Origin of the sequence: Paenibacillus tianmuensis (assembly GCF_900100345.1) — a bacterium.
Lineage (GTDB): Bacteria > Bacillota > Bacilli > Paenibacillales > NBRC-103111 > Paenibacillus_G > Paenibacillus_G tianmuensis.
In genome coordinates this window covers 155,460-174,446 of the sequence record NZ_FMTT01000003.1, presented here as the reverse complement: position 1 = coordinate 174,446, position 18,987 = coordinate 155,460, and the positions used below count along the sequence as shown (strand labels likewise).

General features: G+C 51.5%; 18 protein-coding genes. 1 reads left to right on the top strand and 17 read right to left on the bottom strand.

Translation table 11 applies throughout. The features are described from left to right. Positions 1 to 26 precede the first annotated feature (26 nt). The 13 genes from BLO51_RS03550 to lpdD form a co-directional block, all read right to left on the bottom strand. Positions 27 to 728, bottom strand: a complete 702-nt coding sequence (locus BLO51_RS03550) for an amino acid ABC transporter permease (protein WP_090666914.1) — start codon at positions 726 to 728, stop codon at positions 27 to 29. Between the two features lie 33 nt (positions 729 to 761). Then, complete coding sequence (locus tag BLO51_RS03545) at positions 762 to 1,589, bottom strand: transporter substrate-binding domain-containing protein (RefSeq protein WP_090666912.1); 828 nt, start codon at positions 1,587 to 1,589, stop codon at positions 762 to 764. A 45-nt stretch (positions 1,590 to 1,634) separates the two neighbouring features. Continuing rightward, the gene (locus tag BLO51_RS03540) at positions 1,635 to 2,984 is read right to left on the bottom strand and encodes an LLM class flavin-dependent oxidoreductase (RefSeq protein ID WP_090666910.1); all 1,350 of its coding nucleotides are present in this window, start codon (positions 2,982 to 2,984) and stop codon (positions 1,635 to 1,637) included. Positions 2,985 to 3,010: 26 nt separating this feature from the next. Further along, on the bottom strand, positions 3,011 to 4,024 hold the full coding sequence (locus tag BLO51_RS03535; RefSeq protein WP_090666908.1) for an LLM class flavin-dependent oxidoreductase: 1,014 nt from the start codon (positions 4,022 to 4,024) through the stop codon (positions 3,011 to 3,013). A gap of 152 nt (positions 4,025 to 4,176) precedes the next feature. Further along, positions 4,177 to 5,067, bottom strand: coding sequence for a LysR family transcriptional regulator (locus BLO51_RS03530; RefSeq protein ID WP_090666906.1), 891 nt, complete (start codon positions 5,065 to 5,067; stop codon positions 4,177 to 4,179). A gap of 212 nt (positions 5,068 to 5,279) precedes the next feature. Further along, on the bottom strand, positions 5,280 to 6,296 hold the full coding sequence (locus BLO51_RS03525; protein WP_090666905.1) for an acyltransferase family protein: 1,017 nt from the start codon (positions 6,294 to 6,296) through the stop codon (positions 5,280 to 5,282). Positions 6,297 to 6,494: 198 nt separating this feature from the next. Further along, a complete protein-coding gene (locus BLO51_RS03520; RefSeq protein ID WP_090666902.1) occupies positions 6,495 to 7,349 on the bottom strand; it encodes a DMT family transporter in 855 nt (284 codons plus the stop codon). Positions 7,350 to 7,524: 175 nt separating this feature from the next. Continuing rightward, complete coding sequence (locus tag BLO51_RS03515; protein ID WP_090666900.1) at positions 7,525 to 8,292, bottom strand: DeoR/GlpR family DNA-binding transcription regulator; 768 nt, start codon at positions 8,290 to 8,292, stop codon at positions 7,525 to 7,527. Between the two features lie 279 nt (positions 8,293 to 8,571). Then, positions 8,572 to 9,081 carry a C40 family peptidase gene (locus tag BLO51_RS03510; protein ID WP_090666898.1) on the bottom strand — a complete coding sequence of 170 codons (510 nt, stop codon included), beginning with the start codon at positions 9,079 to 9,081 and terminating at the stop codon, positions 8,572 to 8,574. A gap of 219 nt (positions 9,082 to 9,300) precedes the next feature. Continuing rightward, positions 9,301 to 10,413: an RNA polymerase sigma factor RpoD gene (gene rpoD, locus BLO51_RS03505; protein ID WP_090666896.1), complete on the bottom strand. Its 1,113-nt coding sequence runs from the start codon at positions 10,411 to 10,413 to the stop codon at positions 9,301 to 9,303. 260 nt (positions 10,414 to 10,673) lie between these two features. After that, on the bottom strand, positions 10,674 to 11,876 hold the full coding sequence (locus BLO51_RS03500) for an acyltransferase (protein ID WP_090666894.1): 1,203 nt from the start codon (positions 11,874 to 11,876) through the stop codon (positions 10,674 to 10,676). Between the two features lie 183 nt (positions 11,877 to 12,059). Further along, positions 12,060 to 13,136: a bifunctional 3-deoxy-7-phosphoheptulonate synthase/chorismate mutase gene (locus tag BLO51_RS03495; protein ID WP_090666892.1), complete on the bottom strand. Its 1,077-nt coding sequence runs from the start codon at positions 13,134 to 13,136 to the stop codon at positions 12,060 to 12,062. Positions 13,137 to 13,590: 454 nt separating this feature from the next. After that, the gene (gene lpdD / locus BLO51_RS03490; RefSeq protein WP_090666890.1) at positions 13,591 to 13,956 is read right to left on the bottom strand and encodes a prenylated flavin chaperone LpdD; all 366 of its coding nucleotides are present in this window, start codon (positions 13,954 to 13,956) and stop codon (positions 13,591 to 13,593) included. Positions 13,957 to 14,373: 417 nt separating this feature from the next. Between lpdD and BLO51_RS03485 the strand changes: the two genes are divergently transcribed. Further along, positions 14,374 to 14,790: a hypothetical protein gene (locus BLO51_RS03485; protein ID WP_090666887.1), complete on the top strand. Its 417-nt coding sequence runs from the start codon at positions 14,374 to 14,376 to the stop codon at positions 14,788 to 14,790. Between the two features lie 56 nt (positions 14,791 to 14,846). Here BLO51_RS03485 and BLO51_RS03480 read toward each other — a convergent pair whose 3' ends face one another. The 4 genes from BLO51_RS03480 to BLO51_RS03465 all read right to left on the bottom strand — a co-directional run bounded on the left by BLO51_RS03480 (position 14,847) and on the right by BLO51_RS03465 (position 18,924). After that, a complete protein-coding gene (locus BLO51_RS03480; protein ID WP_090666885.1) occupies positions 14,847 to 16,088 on the bottom strand; it encodes an ISL3 family transposase in 1,242 nt (413 codons plus the stop codon). A gap of 322 nt (positions 16,089 to 16,410) precedes the next feature. Continuing rightward, complete coding sequence (locus tag BLO51_RS03475) at positions 16,411 to 17,238, bottom strand: undecaprenyl-diphosphate phosphatase (protein ID WP_090666883.1); 828 nt, start codon at positions 17,236 to 17,238, stop codon at positions 16,411 to 16,413. Between the two features lie 38 nt (positions 17,239 to 17,276). Continuing rightward, positions 17,277 to 18,011 carry an ABC transporter permease gene (locus BLO51_RS03470; protein WP_090666881.1) on the bottom strand — a complete coding sequence of 245 codons (735 nt, stop codon included), beginning with the start codon at positions 18,009 to 18,011 and terminating at the stop codon, positions 17,277 to 17,279. Next, entirely contained in the window at positions 18,004 to 18,924 is a 921-nt protein-coding gene (locus BLO51_RS03465; RefSeq protein WP_090666879.1) for an ABC transporter ATP-binding protein, read from the bottom strand. Before BLO51_RS03465 ends, BLO51_RS03470 begins: the two co-directional genes overlap by 8 nt. Positions 18,925 to 18,987: the final 63 nt, after the last annotated feature.

Sequence of the window (18,987 nt, the reverse complement as noted above, 5' to 3'; positions counted from 1 at the left end):
CACTCCATCCCCGGACCGGCAGCCGGTCATGCGCTCGCTATTTTTTGTTCGTGCCGCTGCAATCGGATTTCCGTCAGCGCAAAGCCCTTCTCCAACACGAGCACGGTCAAATAGTAAATGATCGTCAGGCCGATATACACCTCCAGCGTGTGGGCGGTCGTCGCAATCAGCGTCTGCCCCCGCCCCATCATGTCCATGACGCCGATGGAGTACGCCAGCGACGTATCTTTCAAGAAGCCGATCACCGTGCTCGCGAAATTCGGAAAAGCAACGACGAACGCCTGCGGCAGGACGATCCGGAAGAAGGCCTGCGGCCCTGTCATGCCCACGGCGTACGCGCCTTCAAGCTGGCCGTGGTCTACGGCGTTGACCGCCCCGCGGATCACCTCGGAGATCGAGGCGGCGCTGCCGAGCGCATACGTAATAATGACGAACACGATCGGATTCATCCGCGACATGTCGAAGTCCACGAGCTGCAGCAGCGCGGGCACCCCGTAAAAGACGAGAAACAATTGGATCAAAATTGGCGTTCCGCGGACAAACGAGACGTAAACGGCGGCGATCCGGTTCAGCACCGGAACGTTGTACAGCCGGGGCAGCGCGATCAGCAGTCCCAGCAGTACGCCGAAGAAGAGCGAAGCGGCCAAAATAAACAGGGTAATATGCAGGTAAGACAGCAGTATAGGAAGGAATTCCGCTATGAGCGCGGCGTCGAACGATTTCCCCATTCCCACCCAACCCTTTCTGTAAGGGAATTTGGTTTATTTTTCCACAGTATAATCGTCGCCCAGCCATTGCTTGCTCAGCTTCGCCAGCGTCCCGTCGGCCTTGATCGCCTTCAACGCCTCGTCGATCCTGCTTTTCAGCTCGCTTTCATCCTTGCGGAGTATGAAATACACTTTCGAATTGGAGAGCGTATCGCCCACTGTTTTGAGCTGGGCGTCCGCGCTTTTGTTCAAGTAATCGATGGCAAACTGCGTGCTGATCATGGCGTCGACCCGCCCGATTTTGACTTGCGCGCTCGCGTCTTCGCCTGCGCCGGTATACACGATCTGGATCGGGTTGTCGTGTTCTTTATTGTATTTTTCAGCCAGCGACGCCGCATTGCTCGTCGCGGTTGCGATCAGCTTCTTGCCCTTCAAATCGGCGATCGACTTGACGTCGGTATTGTCCTTGTGCACGATGATTTTGTTCGGGAAAATATTGTACGCTTCGTCGTTGTACAAAAATTTCTTCTGTCTTTCCTCGTTCACTTCCATTTGATGCGCGATAAAATCGATCTTTTTCGTTTGCAGACTCAGCAGCAAATTTTTGAACTCCATCGTTTTCAGCTCGAACTCATACTCCGGCAGACGTTTGTCGATTTCTTTGACGAGCTCCACGTCGTAGCCGGTCAGCTTGCCGTCCTTGTCGATGAAGCAAATGTTCGGAAACTGCGTGCCCGTGCCGACGATAATTTTTTTCACGGCCTGACTTCCATTGGAAGCCGACGCGCTTGAACTGCCCGCCCCTCCCGTTGTGGCTTGAGCGCTGCATCCTGCCAGAAGGAGGACGGTAAGCAGTGACGCCGAAAGAAATCTTTTTTTCATATGGTAACCCCCATGATCATGATGAATTGTCAAGAACGAATCCGATCAGGAGCTTTTCACAAAATCTTGTGGCGTTCGTCTGGCGAGCGTATGGCGGTTTTCCGGCTTGGCGAGGCCCAAATTCCCGCGCAGCGTGTCGGACTCGTACGCCTCGCGGTAAATTCCCCGCTCCTGCAGGATCGGTACGACCAGCTCGACGAAATCGTCGAGTCCTCCCGGCACGCTGGAGTGAATAATAAATCCGTCGGCCGCCTTCTCCTCGAACCACTGCTGAACGAGGTCGGCCACCTTCTCCGGCGTCCCGATAAAACGGCCTTTCGGCGTCGCCGTCTGCAGCGCCACCTGCCGCAGCGTCAACCGCTGCTCTTTGGCCGTCTGCTTGATTTTGTCCGTCGTGCTGCGGAAGCTGTTGCTGCCGACATCGCCCAAATCGGGGAAAGGCTCGTCGAGCGGGAACGGCGAGAAGTCGAAATGGTCGAAGAAGCGGCCTAGGTAGTTCAGCGCGTTCTCGATCGTCATGAGGTTCGCGATCTCTTCGTATTTGCGCTCGGCCTCCTCCTGCGTCCGCCCGACGATCGGCCCGATGCCCGGGAAGATGAGGATATCGTCGGCGCTGCGGCCGTATGCGGCGGCCCGCGTCTTCACATCTTGGTAAAAGCGCTTGGCATCCTCAATCGACTCGTGCCCGGTGAATACCGCATCGGCCGTCTTGGCTGCCAAGGTGCGGCCGCTGTCCGACGACCCGGCTTGGAACACAATCGGGTGCCCCTGCTTGGAGCGGGCAATGTTAAGCGGGCCCTGTACGGAGAAAAATGGCCCTTGGTGATCGAGCCGATGCATTTTGTCCGGATCGAAGAACACGCCCGAAGCTTTATCCCGCACGAACGCGTCGTCCTCCCAGGAATCCCACAGCCCGCGGGTCACCTCCAAAAATTCCTCGGCGATCTTATAGCGCAAGTCGTGCGATGGATGCTCTTTTTTGCCGTAGTTGAGGGCGGAGCCTTCCAGCGGAGAGGTGACCACATTCCATCCGGCCCGGCCTCCGCTGATATGATCAAGAGAAGCGAACTGTCTGGCGACCGTGAACGGTTCGCTGTAAGAGGTCGACAAGGTGCCGACGAGACCGATCTTCGAAGTGACCGCGCCGAGCGCGGATAAAATCGTGAGCGGCTCGAACCGGTTCAAAAAGTGCGGGATCGACTTTTCGTTAATAAACAAGCCGTCGGCGATAAACACCAGATCGAACTTGCCTTCTTCAGCCTTGCGGGCTTGCTTCGCATAGAACTCGAAGCTGACACTGGCGTCCGCCTGGATATCAGGATGTCGCCAAGCCGCCATATTCCCTCCGACGCCGTGGATGATTGCGCCCAATTTCAGCTTTCTTCCGTTTGCCATTCCGATTCCTCCCTCGTTTTCCACGTTTATACGACCGACTCGGCGAATGCTTCCTTGAGCTGCGACAGCGCCTGAAACCGCTGCCCGAATTCCTTCAAGGCGAGAATCAGAATGAGTTCGTCCACGCCGTACTTCCGCTGGATGTCCAGCAGCTTGGCGCGCACGGTTTCCTTGGAGCCGTGCACAACATCAGCATCCTTGATTTCGATCGTATATTTTTCCTCGCTTTGCCGCCCGAATTCTTCCGCATGCTCTACGCTTTTCACGGCGATCGTCCTTCCGCTTTCCAAGTGAATTTTCACGAGCTTGGCGTCGGCGGCAAGCCGCTTCGCTTCCTCGTCCGTATCCGCCACAATGACCGACAATGCGAGAATGGCCTCCGGCCGGAGGGACTTCCGGGGAGCAAACCGGTTCCGGTACGTATCCAGCGATTGCCGGACAATCGCCTTGTCTCCGTTAATAAACTGCGCGAAGACGTAGGGAATGCCCCGGCTCGCCGCAAGCTCCGCGCTGGCCGGTGACGTTCCGAGCAGGTACAAGTCCGCAGGCTCGGCCGGAACCGGAATCGCTTTGAGCCCATGAAGCGGATGGTCAACAGGGATCGTATCGGTCAAATACTGCTCCAGCTCGATCAGCTTATCCGCCAGCGGTCTGCTTTGCCCGGTAGTCTCCTGCTGGAGCGCCATCGTCGAGAGGGGAAGCCCTCCCGGCGCCCGGCCGATGCCGAGGTCCACCCGTCCCGGAGCGAGAGAGGCGAGCACGTTGAAATTTTCCGCCACCTTGTACGGGCTGTAGTGCTGCAGCATGACCCCGCCTGAGCCGATGCGAATCCGCTCGGTCTGCGCCAGCAAATGCGCGATCAGCACCTCCGGGGAAGAGCCCGCGACGGCCGCCGAATCGTGATGCTCGGATACCCAGAACCGGTGGTAGCCAAGCTCCTCCGCTTTTCGCGCCAAAGCTACCGTATGCCGGAACGTGTCGACTGCCGTTTTTCCTTCGTCAAACGGACTTTGATCCAAGATGCTTAGCTTCAACCCCATCGTCCATCCCTCCTGTAATCCGGCTATTAAATTAAGTAAAATCCAATAGGTTTTGTCGGTTTTATTTGGTTAAAAAAAGTCTATCACCGCCCCTGTAGTCCGTCAACCGGGTTCGTAATAGAGGATTTCTATTCTTAAATCGAACAATTCGATTAAGCCTTTCGTTTCCAGTCGATCTCCCGGCTGAGCTCCAGCACCATTTTGCCGAGGGCCGAGCCTTCCCCTTTGAGCGAAACGAGATTGGTGCGCAGGGTGATGCCGGTGAGGGAAGGAATGTCGACCGGCCAGAGCAGCCCTTCCTTCACTTCTTTGCGCACGCACAGCTCCGGCAGGAAGCTGATCCCCATTTCTTTCAGCACCAGCTTCTTGGCCGTCTCCAGGTTGTCGAGGTGCAGCTCGATATTCGGCGGGCGGTCGAGCGTATCGAACAGCCGATGAATTTTCATCCAATCGAGGGCTCCGCATTCGAAAAACACGATCGGCTCGCTTCCGATATCCTCCAGCGCCATGCGGTCCTGGCTCACAAACGGATGACCCCGGTATACGAAGAGGCGGATCGGGTCCTCGTAGAACCGGACGGAGTCCACATGCGGATGCGTAATGTTACGCACAAGCCCGACGTCCACTTCCTTGTTCAGCAGCTTTTCCAAGATGATGTCGCTCGAAGCCGTCACTAATTTTAGCTGGAGATCGGGGTATTTTTGCTTAAAGAGCGGCGCCAGCTCCGGGACCATATAATTGGCTGCCGACACGGTGCAGCCGATCCGAAGCTCGTGAGGCGCGGCGTTCATTTGCTGCAGCTGCTGCTTGCCTTTCTTGTAGGTCTGCAGCACTTGCTGGGCGTAGGGCAAAAACTGCTTGCCCTTGTCCGTCAGCGAGAAATGTCGGCCCTCCCGATTGAAAAGCTTGACGTCCAATTCGCGCTCCAGCGACTGGATTCTGGCGGTAATGGACGGCTGGGACAAGAACAGCGCGTCGGCCGCTTTGTTAAAGCTGTTGAAATGAATGACATAGACGAACGCCTCAAGATTCTCAATATTCACGAGCGCTCCCTCCTCCTTCCAGCTCTTGGCGAACTTGCTAAAAATCAATATATCACAAGTATTCCATTAGGAATAGTGTAATTTATGCGCAGACAAAACGATGATCTGGCACGGCGAGGGCGGCGATACGTACCCGTAATCCGAACGAACTAAGGCCAGCCCGGAGGCTGACCTTCAGTGTTGAGAAAGCAGTTAGACAAAATTAGATAAGCTCAGCCTGCCGCCTTCAGCTTGCCTTGGAGCTTCCCCTTCCTTCCGAAGCCCTGCTGACCCAAGAAAAGCATGGACAGCAAGGACGATTTGGACATGATCCAAGCCACCCCCAACGGAAGCAGCACGCCGGCGAGCGTAAAGACAAACGAGCCGTACTCCAAGCCTAAACCGTACTTTAGCACGATATTGACCGGAATGTGCAGGTACATGATCGAGATGGTCACGGTTCCCAAAAATGCCAGAACGGAAGACACCCGCCAACGCGTAATCCAGTAGCACATTTGAAGCACGATGAGGACGCACGCCAGTGGAACGATGAGATCCAACACCGGCTGGGTGTAAACCTTCATTTTCATATCCATACGGAAAATCCAGATTTGTTCTTTATTAAGAACAATTGCAGCTGCCGAAATCAGCAGCGCCGGAATGAACCAGGTCCCCCGCTCCAGCCATGAAGCCAATTGTGATTTAACAGTATAGCCCAGAAAAAAGAACGCAACCGCCAGAAGCGCCACATCCGCATTCCAAGGGATGTCCTTTTCGGCCAAAGACGTCATGCTGACGAAATGAGCGGTCGTATAGGACACAAGCACCGCCGCTGCTTGTACCTTAACCGGATATCGGGTAAGAAACCCCATCAAAAGATGCACCAGCAGCAAACAGGTGATGAACCAGAAGACGCCGTACCACCCACCTAACACCGTTCCCCCGTAAATGAGATTCCAAATATCGCGGGAAACGGATAACGGATCTCTCAGCTTGGCTGCAACCAGTACGGCAATGCAAATCCCGTAGGCGAAATAGGGAATCATAAACGTTCGAATACGTTTCAGCGCCCACGATATGTACTTGTCCGGCATAACGCTTTTGAACAAAAGCCCGCTGACCAGAAAAAACAACGGCATACGGAACCAACCGAAATAATGGTCGATCACTTCATTCCCCGAATGCCCCAATACGACCAGAATGATACTAACCCCCCTGGCTACGTCAATCCATTTTCTGCGCTCCTGCATGACCGCTCCTCCTCCCAGTTTCGTAACCCAGCTAAAACGATACTAGATTTGGGAAGCGGATAAAATGGGTTCTTTTGTCGAAAACTGTAGGTCTTCCGGATGGAATATAGACAGCCCCCGGCAGCAGTTCCCCAGTCAGACGCAGAAAGCTAATCCTAATGGCTCATTCATTTTATCCTTCATGCAGCCGATAATCCGTTACCCGGAACTGGCGATCATGACGATCCCTGCGACGACGATGACCGATGCGGCGAGCCTTCTTGCCCCCTGCCGTTCTTTGAGTACGATCAGGCCCAGCAGCGTGCCGAAGACGATGCCGATTTCCCGCAGCGGGGCAATATAGGACACTTGAGCGTGCCTCATCGCCAGCAAAAACAACAAATACGAACCGGGAGACAAAAGCGATCCGAGCAGCACGATCTTCCAGCGCCCGCGCACCGCCCGCTTCAATCTTCCGGAGGCCAGAGCGGCCGGGGTCAGACCGAGCACGAATCCGATATTGGAGACGGCAAGCAGCGACAACGGCGACAAATACTGCAAATTTTGCTTGTCAATCAGCGTGTAGCAGGTAATGCAGAGTCCGACCGACAACGCGAAGAGGAGAGGCTTCCGGACCGCAGGCGCGCGTTCCGCTCCCTGCTTCCGTCCGCTCATGACGGCAAAGCCCAAGAGCATGCACCCGATCCCCAGCCACCCCCAGAGCGGAAGCGATTCCCCCAAGAAGAGGACTCCCGTCGCCGGAATGAGCAGCGTGGACGTTCCCCGCATCATCGGGTACACCTGCGACAAGTCTCCCAGCGTGTAGGTATGGGACAGCAGCAGGGCGTAAACGCTTTGCGCCAGCAAGGATGCGATGATGAAAATGTAGGCTTCGGCCGGAATTCCCGTCTGGATAAGCTCAAGAACAAGGTACGGGATGAGCGCGATCGTCGTAGGCATGAAGATCGCCCACAGAAACGCGCTTTTGTCTTCGCTTTGCTTGGCGAACAAATTCCACACCGCATGCGTCATGCCCGATCCGATCACAAGCAGCAATGAAAGTACAATGTTCATGCACCTCCTAAGATTTCAATTTTTCCAACATAATAACACATATACACACATATATACAACAACTTATTATTCTTTGCATAAACGAAGACCGCCGTATCCAAAGCAAAAAGTCCCGGACAAGCTCCGGGACTCCAGACTTACTGCGTATGTTTTGTAGCCGGCGGGACGGTTCCCGCTATTTATAAACGATCTCGATGCCATGCTTGTTATATTTGTCCACGATGGCCGGATCGATGTTCGAATCGGTCACGAACCGTTCGATCTCCGCGCAGCCGCACACTTTGATCAGCGAAACCGCCTCGAACTTGCTGCTGTCGGCCAGCGCGATCGTCCGTTTGGCGTTCTTCAGCATAATTTTCTTCATCTGCACTTCGCCGAGACCATAGTCTGTAACGCCTTCGGTCAGCGTGACGCCGCTCATGCTCATAAAAAACAAATCGGCATGGAACCGGGAAGCGAACTCCTCGGCCAAATCCCCGATCATGCCCTGCTCCTCGTTGCGGATCACGCCCCCGATCAAAATGATCGTGTACCCCGGCATATGAACCAGCTCGTTTGCAATGGGCAGCGAATTTGTAATGACCGTCAACCGTTCGATCTTTTTTTTCAGCGTTTTGACAAATTGGGTATTGGTCGTGCTTACGTCCAGAGCGATGGACTGCCCTTCTGTCACATACCGCGCGGCAATTTCGGACAGCTCGTTTTTCCCGTTCAAATGGACCTTTTCCCGGACCGTCATCGGAATCTCTTCGCGGTAATCCCACTCCTTCAGGATCGCGCCGCCATGGACACGCTTCAAGTACCCCGCCTTCTCCAGATGCTCCAGATCGCGCCGGACCGTTTCGAACGATACGCCGAACAGTTCCATCAGGTCCGACGCTTTGATCGACTTCTCGCGGTTTATTTTTTGAATAATCGCTTGATGTCTTTGCTCTGCGAACAATCCCGCCCCCTCCTCTCCGTGAAATGCCGGACACCGCCGCATTTCCATGCAAGTAGTCTACCACAAATAAAAGCAAACACAAGCATTTGCACAGCGACCGGCGAGCTGCTTACGGACGGGAGCGACTATCTCCGGGCCGCTTGTATGACGGTATCCGCTTCTGGAGACAATACTTCTATCATTTCCGCTTAAAGCAAGAAAACCCTTGATTTCTCAAGGATTTTCCTGTAGAAGCTTATTCGACAGTCGCTTGCATACTACCGGCAAGCCGTCCCTGTCTTAGCGGATAACGCGACGAGCGGTAACGAAAGTTTTGTCCCATGCGCTGCCTTTAAAGTTGGAAATGGTAACGCCGACGCCGACCCGATACGTATGGAGCAGCTTGCCGTTCCCAATATAAATGCTCACATGGTTGATTTTTCCATCTCGATTCGTGTCCGAGAATACCAGATCGCCCGGCTTCAGTTGACTCTTGGCAACCTTAGTGCCAACCGTAGCTTGTTGTCTGGAGGAACGGGGAAGATTGATTCCGTTCTTCTTGAACACATATTGAGTAAATGAAGAGCAATCAAATACATTCGTTCTTCCCGCAGGCGCCCCGAACTTATAGGGGACTCCTAAATAACGCTTCCCAGTAGCTATGATTTTATCTGCAACCGATGCTTTAGATACGGTAGCCGCTTGAGCCGATTGCGGCGCTGCAAGCATATTTCCTGTGACGGCGACCGACAGGCTCATCGTTATTCCAAGTATAGCTTTCGCGATCCGGCTTTTCTTCGTGTTTATCATGACTTCCTCCTTGGTTTGGCGAATTGGGTAAGTACCTCAAAACCACCATAACACAAATAAAAAGTACATGATTTTCCAGCAAATCTTTTTTTCCGCGCCCCGCCTGCTGTAAGAAGCTATTATTAGAAATCAATGAGAAAATTTTTAACTTTAACTAGTTGACAAGAAAAAGCCGCACTCCAAGAGCACGACTTCCTGCGTTCACTGCATTAATAAAGTTCAATCCATAAAATCTTTCAGCCGCTTGCTGCGGCTCGGATGTCTGAGCTTCCGCAGCGCCTTGGCTTCGATCTGCCGAATGCGCTCCCGGGTCACACCGAATACCTTGCCCACTTCTTCCAGCGTTCGCGTTCGCCCGTCATCAAGACCGAAACGAAGACGCAGCACGTTCTCCTCACGCTCCGTAAGCGTGTCGAGCACATCTTCAAGCTGCTCCTTCAACAGCTCGTAAGCTGCCGCGTCCGCCGGCGCAAGCGCCTCCTGGTCTTCGATAAAGTCGCCCAAGTTCGAATCGTTTTCCTCGCCAATCGGCGTTTCGAGCGACACAGGCTCCTGTGCGATCTTCATAATTTCCCGCACCTTATCGGGCGTCAAGTCCATTTCCTTCGCGATTTCTTCCGGGGAAGCTTCCCGGCCAAGCTCCTGCAGCAGCTGTCTGGACACGCGTACGAGCTTGTTGATCGTTTCCACCATATGTACCGGTATCCGGATCGTTCTCGCCTGATCGGCAATCGCACGCGTAATTGCCTGACGAATCCACCATGTGGCATACGTACTGAATTTGAAGCCCTTGGTATGGTCGAACTTTTCTACCGCTTTGATTAAACCCATATTGCCTTCCTGTATCAAATCAAGGAACAGCATGCCTCGGCCGACATAGCGTCTCGCGATACTGACCACCAGACGGAGGTTCGCCTCGGCCAGTCTGCGCTTCGCTTCTTCGTCCCCCTGCTGAATCCGTTCCGCCAGCTCGATTTCATCTTCCCCCGAAAGCAGCGGCACCCGTCCGATCTCCTTCAGATACATACGCACCGGGTCATTGATCTTGATCCCCGGCGGGAGCGACAGATCGTCATGCAGCAAGTCGTGTTCCTCATGATCCGGTCCGAACACAGGCTCCCCGTCCGATTCGCCGCCCACCTCGATGCCAAGCTCGCTAAGCTGCTCGACGAACTCGGTGATTTGTTCCGGATCGGGATCGAATGGAGCGAGTTTCTCCGTAATTTCTTTGTAAGCGAGCGAAGCTTGCTCTTTGCCCTGCGCGATGAGTTGCTGTTTCACCCGATCAATCGTAAGCTCTGTCTCCGCTTCCTTATGCTGATCGTTCGCCATATGCTGCCCCCTCTTCTCCGAACCCACTCTTTATTAATTCTTGACAAAGCCGTAAAGATATGATAGTATAAAAATGGATATTAGTGATAAATATCACATTGCTTCGACCGCTACCCGTCATTTTAACACAAAAACGATTAACATTCAACTGTTTCTATAAAACCGGTATCCGCCTTGGCGGACGCCGGTTTTTTTGCTTCTGCCGCCAAGATGAGCAAGGCCTGTCCGGGCTAAACGATTTCCCAACGAACGCCAATTCATCAAGCCGCCTTATGTCCGGCTGCGATTTTGCCGGATTCCCGATAAGGTGGCACTTTGGGTCTGGAGCCGAAAAGCATCCATGAGCTTTTCACATACTTTTGCGCCAACCCGACAATGCCCCACGAGAATAGAAGCGTGACGGCATAGCCTGATGCGATGTGCAAATAATAGGTAACAGGCGCATAGTTTACCGGGAGACGGAAATAGTAGAAGAGAACGGCGGCATGGATGATGTATACGCCAAAAGAAGCGACGCCAAGATGAATGATCGTATTGATAATTTTCGTATTCAAGGTACGGTACAAAAAATAAGATAGTTGCAGCAGGATCAATGGCGATGTGAACGTATGGAAAAACCAGTAGCACTCGTATAGCAAAGAATTGGCACTGAAATCATTCACTCGGGTCTGGTACCATAAATTCACATCCCCGAAGCTGGAAGCGATCCATACGGTCCAGAGTGGAATCCAGAGCAGTGCTTTGGCAGAGAACAGCTTGCTCCACGTCACGATAATCCAGTCTTTGAACACAGGATAGTAAATCCCACAGAAGGCTCCCATAAAGTAATACGAAATATAGCTGATGGCAAGCTGGCCTTTATCTTCGTAATGTAGGCTGAAATGGTTGTAAAGGACGAAGGACCACTGCAGAACAAAGCCGATCCAGATCAAATGCTTGGTTAGCCGAGGCTTGCGCTGCAGAACCCACAGAAGAACCGGGAACAAAGTGTATAGCTGCGCGCTGATAAATACAAAATACAGATGGTAAAACGCTTTGCCGTAAAGAGCCATCGTAATAAAGTCGGCGAAGGAAGCGTGCTCGTAAAATTGTTCCCACGTTTCTCCGAACGAGTAATAAATTTGGATGACATAATACAAAGCCGAGAAAATAAGATAAGGCGTCAAAATGTATAAGAACCGTCGTTGATAAAATCGTGCGATTAATTTCCCGTTTAAAGGCCGATCGAAATAGCTGTAAAAAAGCACAAGGGCGCTAAGAAAAATAAAAGTTGGTGTACCAAACTTGTTAAAGACGTTCAAAAAATTAAAGTAAAAAAACATACGAGAGCTTTTATCTACTATTTCTCCGATTGGAATCGATGTGACATGAACAAAAATGACGCCAAGAATGGCTAATGCCCTAACGATATAAATGATGTTCAACTGTTCTTTTTTGTTTTGCTCCGCTACCCCATGGACCATTCCTCCTCTTCAACTTGCTTACAAGAACCAAGTATGGGAGGTTAATATGAAATAATTATGACCCTGGCCTTAATATTAGCTGAAAATGAAATGGCAAAAGATTGTAAGGTTACGACCCGAATAAGGATAGGAAAAAACCGTCTGGAAATTTCCAGACGGTTTTGCTTTGCCAACCGAAATCATCTATCCAAGAAGACCGGAATCCCGCACTTGAGCATAAAAATTCCCGAACTCCTCGATATTGAGCTGCTGGGCAGCATCGGACAATGCCGTGGACGGGTCCGGATGCACTTCGACCATGACTCCGTCGGCACCGGCGGCTAAAGCCGCTTTAGCGCATGGGACAAGAATGTCTTTGCGTCCTGTCGAGTGCGTGACGTCGACAAGCACCGGCAGATGGCTTTCTTGCTTCAGAATCGGCACGGCGGAAATATCGAGCGTATTGCGGGTCGCCTTTTCGTACGTGCGAATACCGCGTTCGATGAGCATGACCTGCGTGTTGCCGCGGGCCAATATATACTCGGCCGCATGAAGGAATTCGTCGATCGTCGCCGCAAGACCGCGCTTCAACAGAATCGGCTTACGCACCTCGCCCGCCGCTTTCAACAGCTCGAAGTTTTGCATATTGCGGGCGCCGATCTGAATGACATCGATATACTCGCATGCCAATTCCACATGAGCGGGATCTACGATCTCGCTGATCGTTTTCAGACCGAATTCATCGCCGACTTCCTTCAAAATTTTTAGCCCCTCGATGCCCAGCCCCTGAAAATCGTAAGGGGAAGTTCTCGGCTTAAACGCTCCTCCGCGGAGCACGGTAATCCCCGCCTGCTTCAGCGCCGCGGCTACCGTCCGCGTCTGATCATAGCTTTCTACCGAGCAGGGTCCTGCAATCAGAACGGGACTTCCTCCGCCGACCTTCACATCGTCTCCCAACGTAACGACGGTATCTTCCTTTTGCTTCTTCCGGCTGACCAGAAGCTGCTTTTTGTGATCGGTTACCTGAAGATCCAGCGAAGCCTGGAAAATTTGCTTGAACAGGTGACGAATCGTATCGTCGGTGAAAGGCCCTTTATTGCTGGCCACCAGCTCCGTCAGCATCTGCTTCTCCCGTACAGGGTCGAATTTCGGAATGCCCTGCTTCTCCTTGATGTTCCCAATTTCCTGGGCAATCTTGGCGCGTTCCGACAACAGCTCCAGAAGCTGGCGGTTCGTTTCGTCCAATTTTTGGCGTAAAGGTTCTAAACTTGGTTGGTTCATTTTTCATCCGCTCCTTGAATTGTTTTTTGTTGGAACATAAAAAAGACCCTCCGTCGCAAGGGACGAGGAGCCGTGGTACCACCCTTATTAGAAGCGCGCTCCCTTCGCAAAACGAACCGGAGTGCTCTTCTCACTTTCCATCCTTTAACGCAGGACCTTACGGGTAACCCTACCAAGAAGCCTTATCGATTCAGGCCGCTCATCAGGCACCAGCTCCGGAGTGAACTTCAGCGCAGTGCTTCTTCGGGTGCTCTCAGTCGCCGGCACACCGTCCCTGGTAAGAAGCATTCTTCGCTTACTCTCTCCTTCATTGCTTGTCAGAATTTAGTTGATTTAATTAAGATGCATTTTATAACGAAACAAGCATGAAATACAAGCGCATGATTTAAAGCAGCTTTGCTTTATAGCAGCAAAGCGTTTTAATTTATCCAAGGCGGATTGATTAACAGAGCCGTCACAGCTTCAACTGTGCGGCTCCGTTTTCATGGATATAGCTTTCGAGAGCGGCCCTCATCTTCGCATGTACGAGAGCGATAATTTGTGCAATATCTTGCTTCGTCGCGTGATCGATATGGATTCCCATAATCACGGCGGCACGATGGCGCAGCTTCGATGCTGCGTTTTCGGCCAGTTCCTTGACCAGCTCCCCTTCCCGGTGCCCGGGTACCGATATCGTCTCCGATCGGACTCCTCCTTCGTGCCAGTAAGCGCAAGCAACCGCGCCCACATGCGCTTCTCCCCCGGTTATCAGAAACACATAGTCGTCCCCCGCCCGATACGAATCGATTCGAATTCCGTAGTCGTTACCGTTATTTTCCACTGCTATGTCCCCCCTCGGATACGTTTACCCTACTCCGTTTCATCTCGGGAAGCTATGAGCCGGATCACGAAGGATTGCTATCCGTTCAGGAACAGGGCAGATTATTGTAATATCATTGTATCTCATCCATTAATATGGTATTTTGTTTCATAAAGGGGGCTATGTACTAACGACGGCTCTTACGAATCGCTTGCAGCAAAGCCATATTTCTTATCATATGGATAAATTAGGTAACGTCTTTGTCCTGGAATCCCATCTGGAAAAAGCCGTAATCTGCTGTTCATAGCATGTTTTAGTTGATTAAACAGACCTTAACAATGGTTGTCGGAACTAAGACTTTTACCCGTAACCAGCTTAACAATTTCCAAATAATAGGCGGTATGTCGCCTTGCCTTGGTAGGGAGGGGTTTGGTGCGATTGAAAAAACGTTATTACATCAGTCTTGCTGCGCTTTTGGTTCTCGCGGGACTTATCTTCTACAAGTATTACTATGTGAATCCTTACGCAGATCATAACATCGTACAAAAGGATCTCTTAAATTCTTTTTACAGTGCTTTCAGAACGAAAGATTACGGGTCGATAGCGGATCTTATGTCAAATCACAATCCACAAATGGTGATTAGCGTAAGGCATTGGTACGGCGAGGTAACCAGCTTTCAGATAAAAGAAATTCGGAGAACTTCTGCTACGGAGAAAAAAGCAGTGGTATCTGTGACAAGCCGTCGGAATAACGAACAGCATGTCAACACTGATTACCTAATACTCACAAAAGGTATAGACGGTTGGAAAATTAGCTCATATGAGTCCGACCTTGATTACAAATTACCTGGTTAGCATCCAAACAAAAACAAAAGAAACCGTGGCTCAACCTCAAAATCAGTGCTTGACTGCTAGCCCAACATCCGATGGCGGTTACAATCGATGAGAATGCCAGCTTTATAGCGACTGCGATTTCGTGTGAAGTAATGGCGGCGCTGAAAAGCTTTTATACGATTGTGTCGACCTTCTACCGTTGCGTTTGTCCAGCGGCAATGATGGTAGTTCACGATCTCCTCTTTCCAATTGCGCATCGTCTTGAGGGCGCTTCGAACCGCGGCGTGGTCGATTCGATCACCTTGCTCACACCAACGTTCAAATCCCAGTCTGGCAATGGCCAAGTCCGGCGAGCAGTCATACCAGGTCGTGAATGCTTCTTTCCACTCCCACACGCTTCGAAGCAGAGGAGAGTAGTTCTGCAGCGTTTCCAACCGTTTTTTACTTTCTTCGCCTAGCGACTCGGCTGGTGGGTTCAACAAGCGATGATTGGCTTTCAGATGCGCCTTAGCCCGTGATGACAGGGTGTGTTGGACCGTTTTACGAACTTCCTGTACACTTTCAATCACATAACCGTGAACGTGAAAACGGTCCGCGATGCGAATTGCATTCGGAAAACACTCGCTGATCCAAGTATGGTAAGCTCGGGCCAAATCCAAGACCACGGCTTTCGGGTTAAGCAAAAGGAAATCGGGGTGCTTTTGGGCATACGACCGTAGTTCTTCCAGCTTTCGACCCGGCAGCAGGTCCAGCATCGTCTCGCCTTTGAGGTTGTGAATACCGGTGTTATACGCATGACCTTTCTTGATTGCAAAGTCATCGACACCTAAAACCAGATCAGTCGTTTCTTTGGCTTCTTCCCACACTTGCTCACAGATCCGCTCGTACTCAACCGGAACCACCTCGTTATGAATGCGTTGCACGGTGCTGACTGGCGCTTGCTGCATGCGGGCGCTATGCACTGCTGTAGAACCGAATGTTTGTTCGGCGGTATGGGACCGGAAAAGTCTGCTGTAGCGCTGCTTCGGTCCGACAAATTCGTACATCCATACAAACCCAGCTTTGCAGCGCGTACATAACAGGCGAGTGGACGGTACGTGCAAATAGGTTTTCTTCTCAAACACGGACAGATGCCGGACGGTCCGCATGTTATTGCTTCCCTTGCGAATGACAGCTTGATCCGATCCGCAGCAGGGGCAGCATTGTTTGTCGCCCAGTGGTACAGCTTCTATGTGAAGTTCATCGGCATTGATGGATAGAATTTGGTTTATCTTTAGCTCTGGCAAGTTGAGCATTTCATTGATATACTGGGTTTGCATCTGTTTATTCCTTTTTGTTGTTTGGTCGGACTTACAACATTACAGGATTAGCAGATGTTTTTCCATTTTTTAGCCTCAGCTTAATTCGTCAAGAACTGATTTCGGTTTTGAGCCGAAACCGTTCCTTTGTAAAATGGAAGAGTGACCAACCATTATAAAAGGAGACGGTTTCTTTGTACATTCAATATAGCGTGGATCAACTTTGATTCCCACAAATCACCTCGTTCGCATGGTAGCTCCTTGGTTTCTTCCGAATGTCATCTTATTTTGTTGCTGAGGGTGTGCCAATGTTACTTTTGAAACACCCTCCAGCAACTCTCGTTTACAGAAAAACAAAATAAATAACAGCCGCGAGCACCAGGCGGTAGATCGCAAACGGCGCGAGCTTGATGCGGTTGATCAGCTTCAGGAAGAAACGGATCGACAGAAGCGCGAAGACGAAGGCGCTGATAAATCCGACTACGAAAAACGGAATGGCGTCGGCCGTGATCGAGTCCCAGCTCTTCAAAAGCGACAGGAAGCTTGCCCCGGCCATAATCGGCACCGCCATAATGAAGGTGAAATCCGCAGCCGCGCGATGGCTCATCCCAAGCAGGACCCCGCCGGAGATGGTCGATCCGGAGCGGGAAAAGCCCGGCCACAGCGCCAAGCATTGAAACAATCCCATGAAAAACGCCTGCTTGTATGTAATCTGGTCGGCCGTCTCCGTCTTCGGGCGGCGGGGCCGGAACCAATCGGCCGCGAGCATGAGCACAGCTCCGAGCACCAGACCAACGATGACTGTCTTGGTAGAGAACAAATATTCATCGATTTTTTTATTGAACAGTACCCCGAGAATGCCGGCGGGAACTAAACCGACGAAAACCTGCAGTAGATTCAAGCGCGGGCCGGAAGGCGTTTGCCCCGGCAATTTTTTAAGTCCGAGCAAATTCATGAACCGGTCCCACATCAGAACGACGACGGCCAGAATCGAACCCAATTGGATCACGACCTTGAACGTATTCGCTACGCTCGGGGAAAAGATGTTCTTGGACTGGAACAAGAAATCGTCAACGATAATCATGTGACCGGTCGAAGAAACCGGCGCGAACTCGGTAAGGCCCTCCACGAGTCCCAGAATAAATGCAACAAACAATTCCCACAAATTCAACAGCTCCACACTCCTATTTTCTCGTCTGTGTTTCTATATCAATGAATATCTACCTTCTTGAAGTAGATAATCGTTGCCGCAAGTCCGATGATCGAGGCTGCTATAATCGCGGCGTAAGAAAAAGCCGGTGGATATTCGGGAACGAAAGCTTCGTTTGCGATCACGTACGAGGCGGACCAAGGAAATAAAGCCTTGTATTCCGATTCGGAAAGCACCACGTTGGCCATCGTGACCGAAGCCGTAAAGATGATGGTGGGAACGAAATTTTTGAACAAAAAGGTGATCAACATCGTCGGCATGCACAGGAGAAACAGAAGCACGCCTCCCACGACGAATTGTTTCAAGGATTGGAGCACCAGAGTCGCAATCAAGCCTTCAAACTGTCCGATAAGCCCCAGGATCAGCGTCAACGACCACATGATGAGCGTCAGCACCATAATCCACAGGAACAGCAAAATCAGCTTGCTTACGATCAGACTAACTCGGGATACCGGGATGGTCAACAAGTTTTTCAAGGTGTCTTCCGCATATTCCCGATGAAACAGATACGCCGTAATGACTCCGTAGAGCAGAGTTCCCACGAGCAGAATCACGTACATATTCGTGTTCGTAAAAGCAACGTCGAACTCAATCGGAGTCCCGGGCTTCTTGCTTTTCATATTCAGCAAAGCGAGAAAGATCATGACAGGGGCCGACACGGCTCCGAGCACGCTGACCATAAACATCTTGGCCCGCTTCAGTTTGATCAGTTCCGTATAGAGCAAGTTAACCAATCGTCCCGCCCCCTATCAATTTTATAAAGTAATCTTCCAATCTGTCTACACTCATTGTCATTTTTGTGACTTCTATCCCATGCTCCACCAGCATCCGGTTGAGCTTGCCCTGCTCGCCGATATGACTGTATACCCGGATCACCCGTTCGCCATGAACCTCATAATCCGTAATGCCGAAGTGCTTCTCCAGCAGCATCGCCGCTTTATTGTCGTCGGAAACTTGAAACTCAAGGTATTTGCGGTTCCGCTTGCGAAGCTCTTCGAAGGATATCTCCTCCAGCAGCTTCCCTTGATGCACGACCCCGATCTGATCGGCCAACTGCTCGACTTCGGACAAAATATGGCTGGAAACGAGAATCGTTATTTTCCGTTCCTCGGCGAGAGACTTGATCAGTCTGCGGATTTCCTTAATCCCCACCGGGTCCAGACCATTGGTAGGCTCGTCCAAAATTAACAGCTCGGGATGGTGGAGAATGGCTCTGGCGATTCCAAGCCGCTGCTTCATCCCCAAGGAATAGCTGCCGACCAGCTTTTTCGTTTCCTGGTGCAGACCGACGATTTCCAAAGCTTCGTCCATAGTGTTTCTTTTATGCACGCCCATCAGCTTGGCGTTGATCAGCAAATTCTCGCGGGCCGTCAAATTCTCGTAAAATCCGGAAAACTCGACAATCGACCCGATTCTTCTTAATATCTCTTTCTGGTGCTTGAACAAAGTTTCACCGAAAATCTCGATTTCTCCATGCGTCGGCTTGATTAAACCGAGCAGCATGCGGATGGTAGTCGTTTTGCCCGCGCCGTTCTGGCCGAGAAAACCGTAAATCTGCCCTTGACGCACATTCATGTCAAGGTTATCCACCGCTTTTTGCGTCCCGTATATCTTGGTTAACTGCGTCGTTTTGATAACCGCACTCAAATCGTGATCCCTCCTGCTTTCATCAGATCGTAATTTCATGATAAGCAGGCGATTTTAAATGCC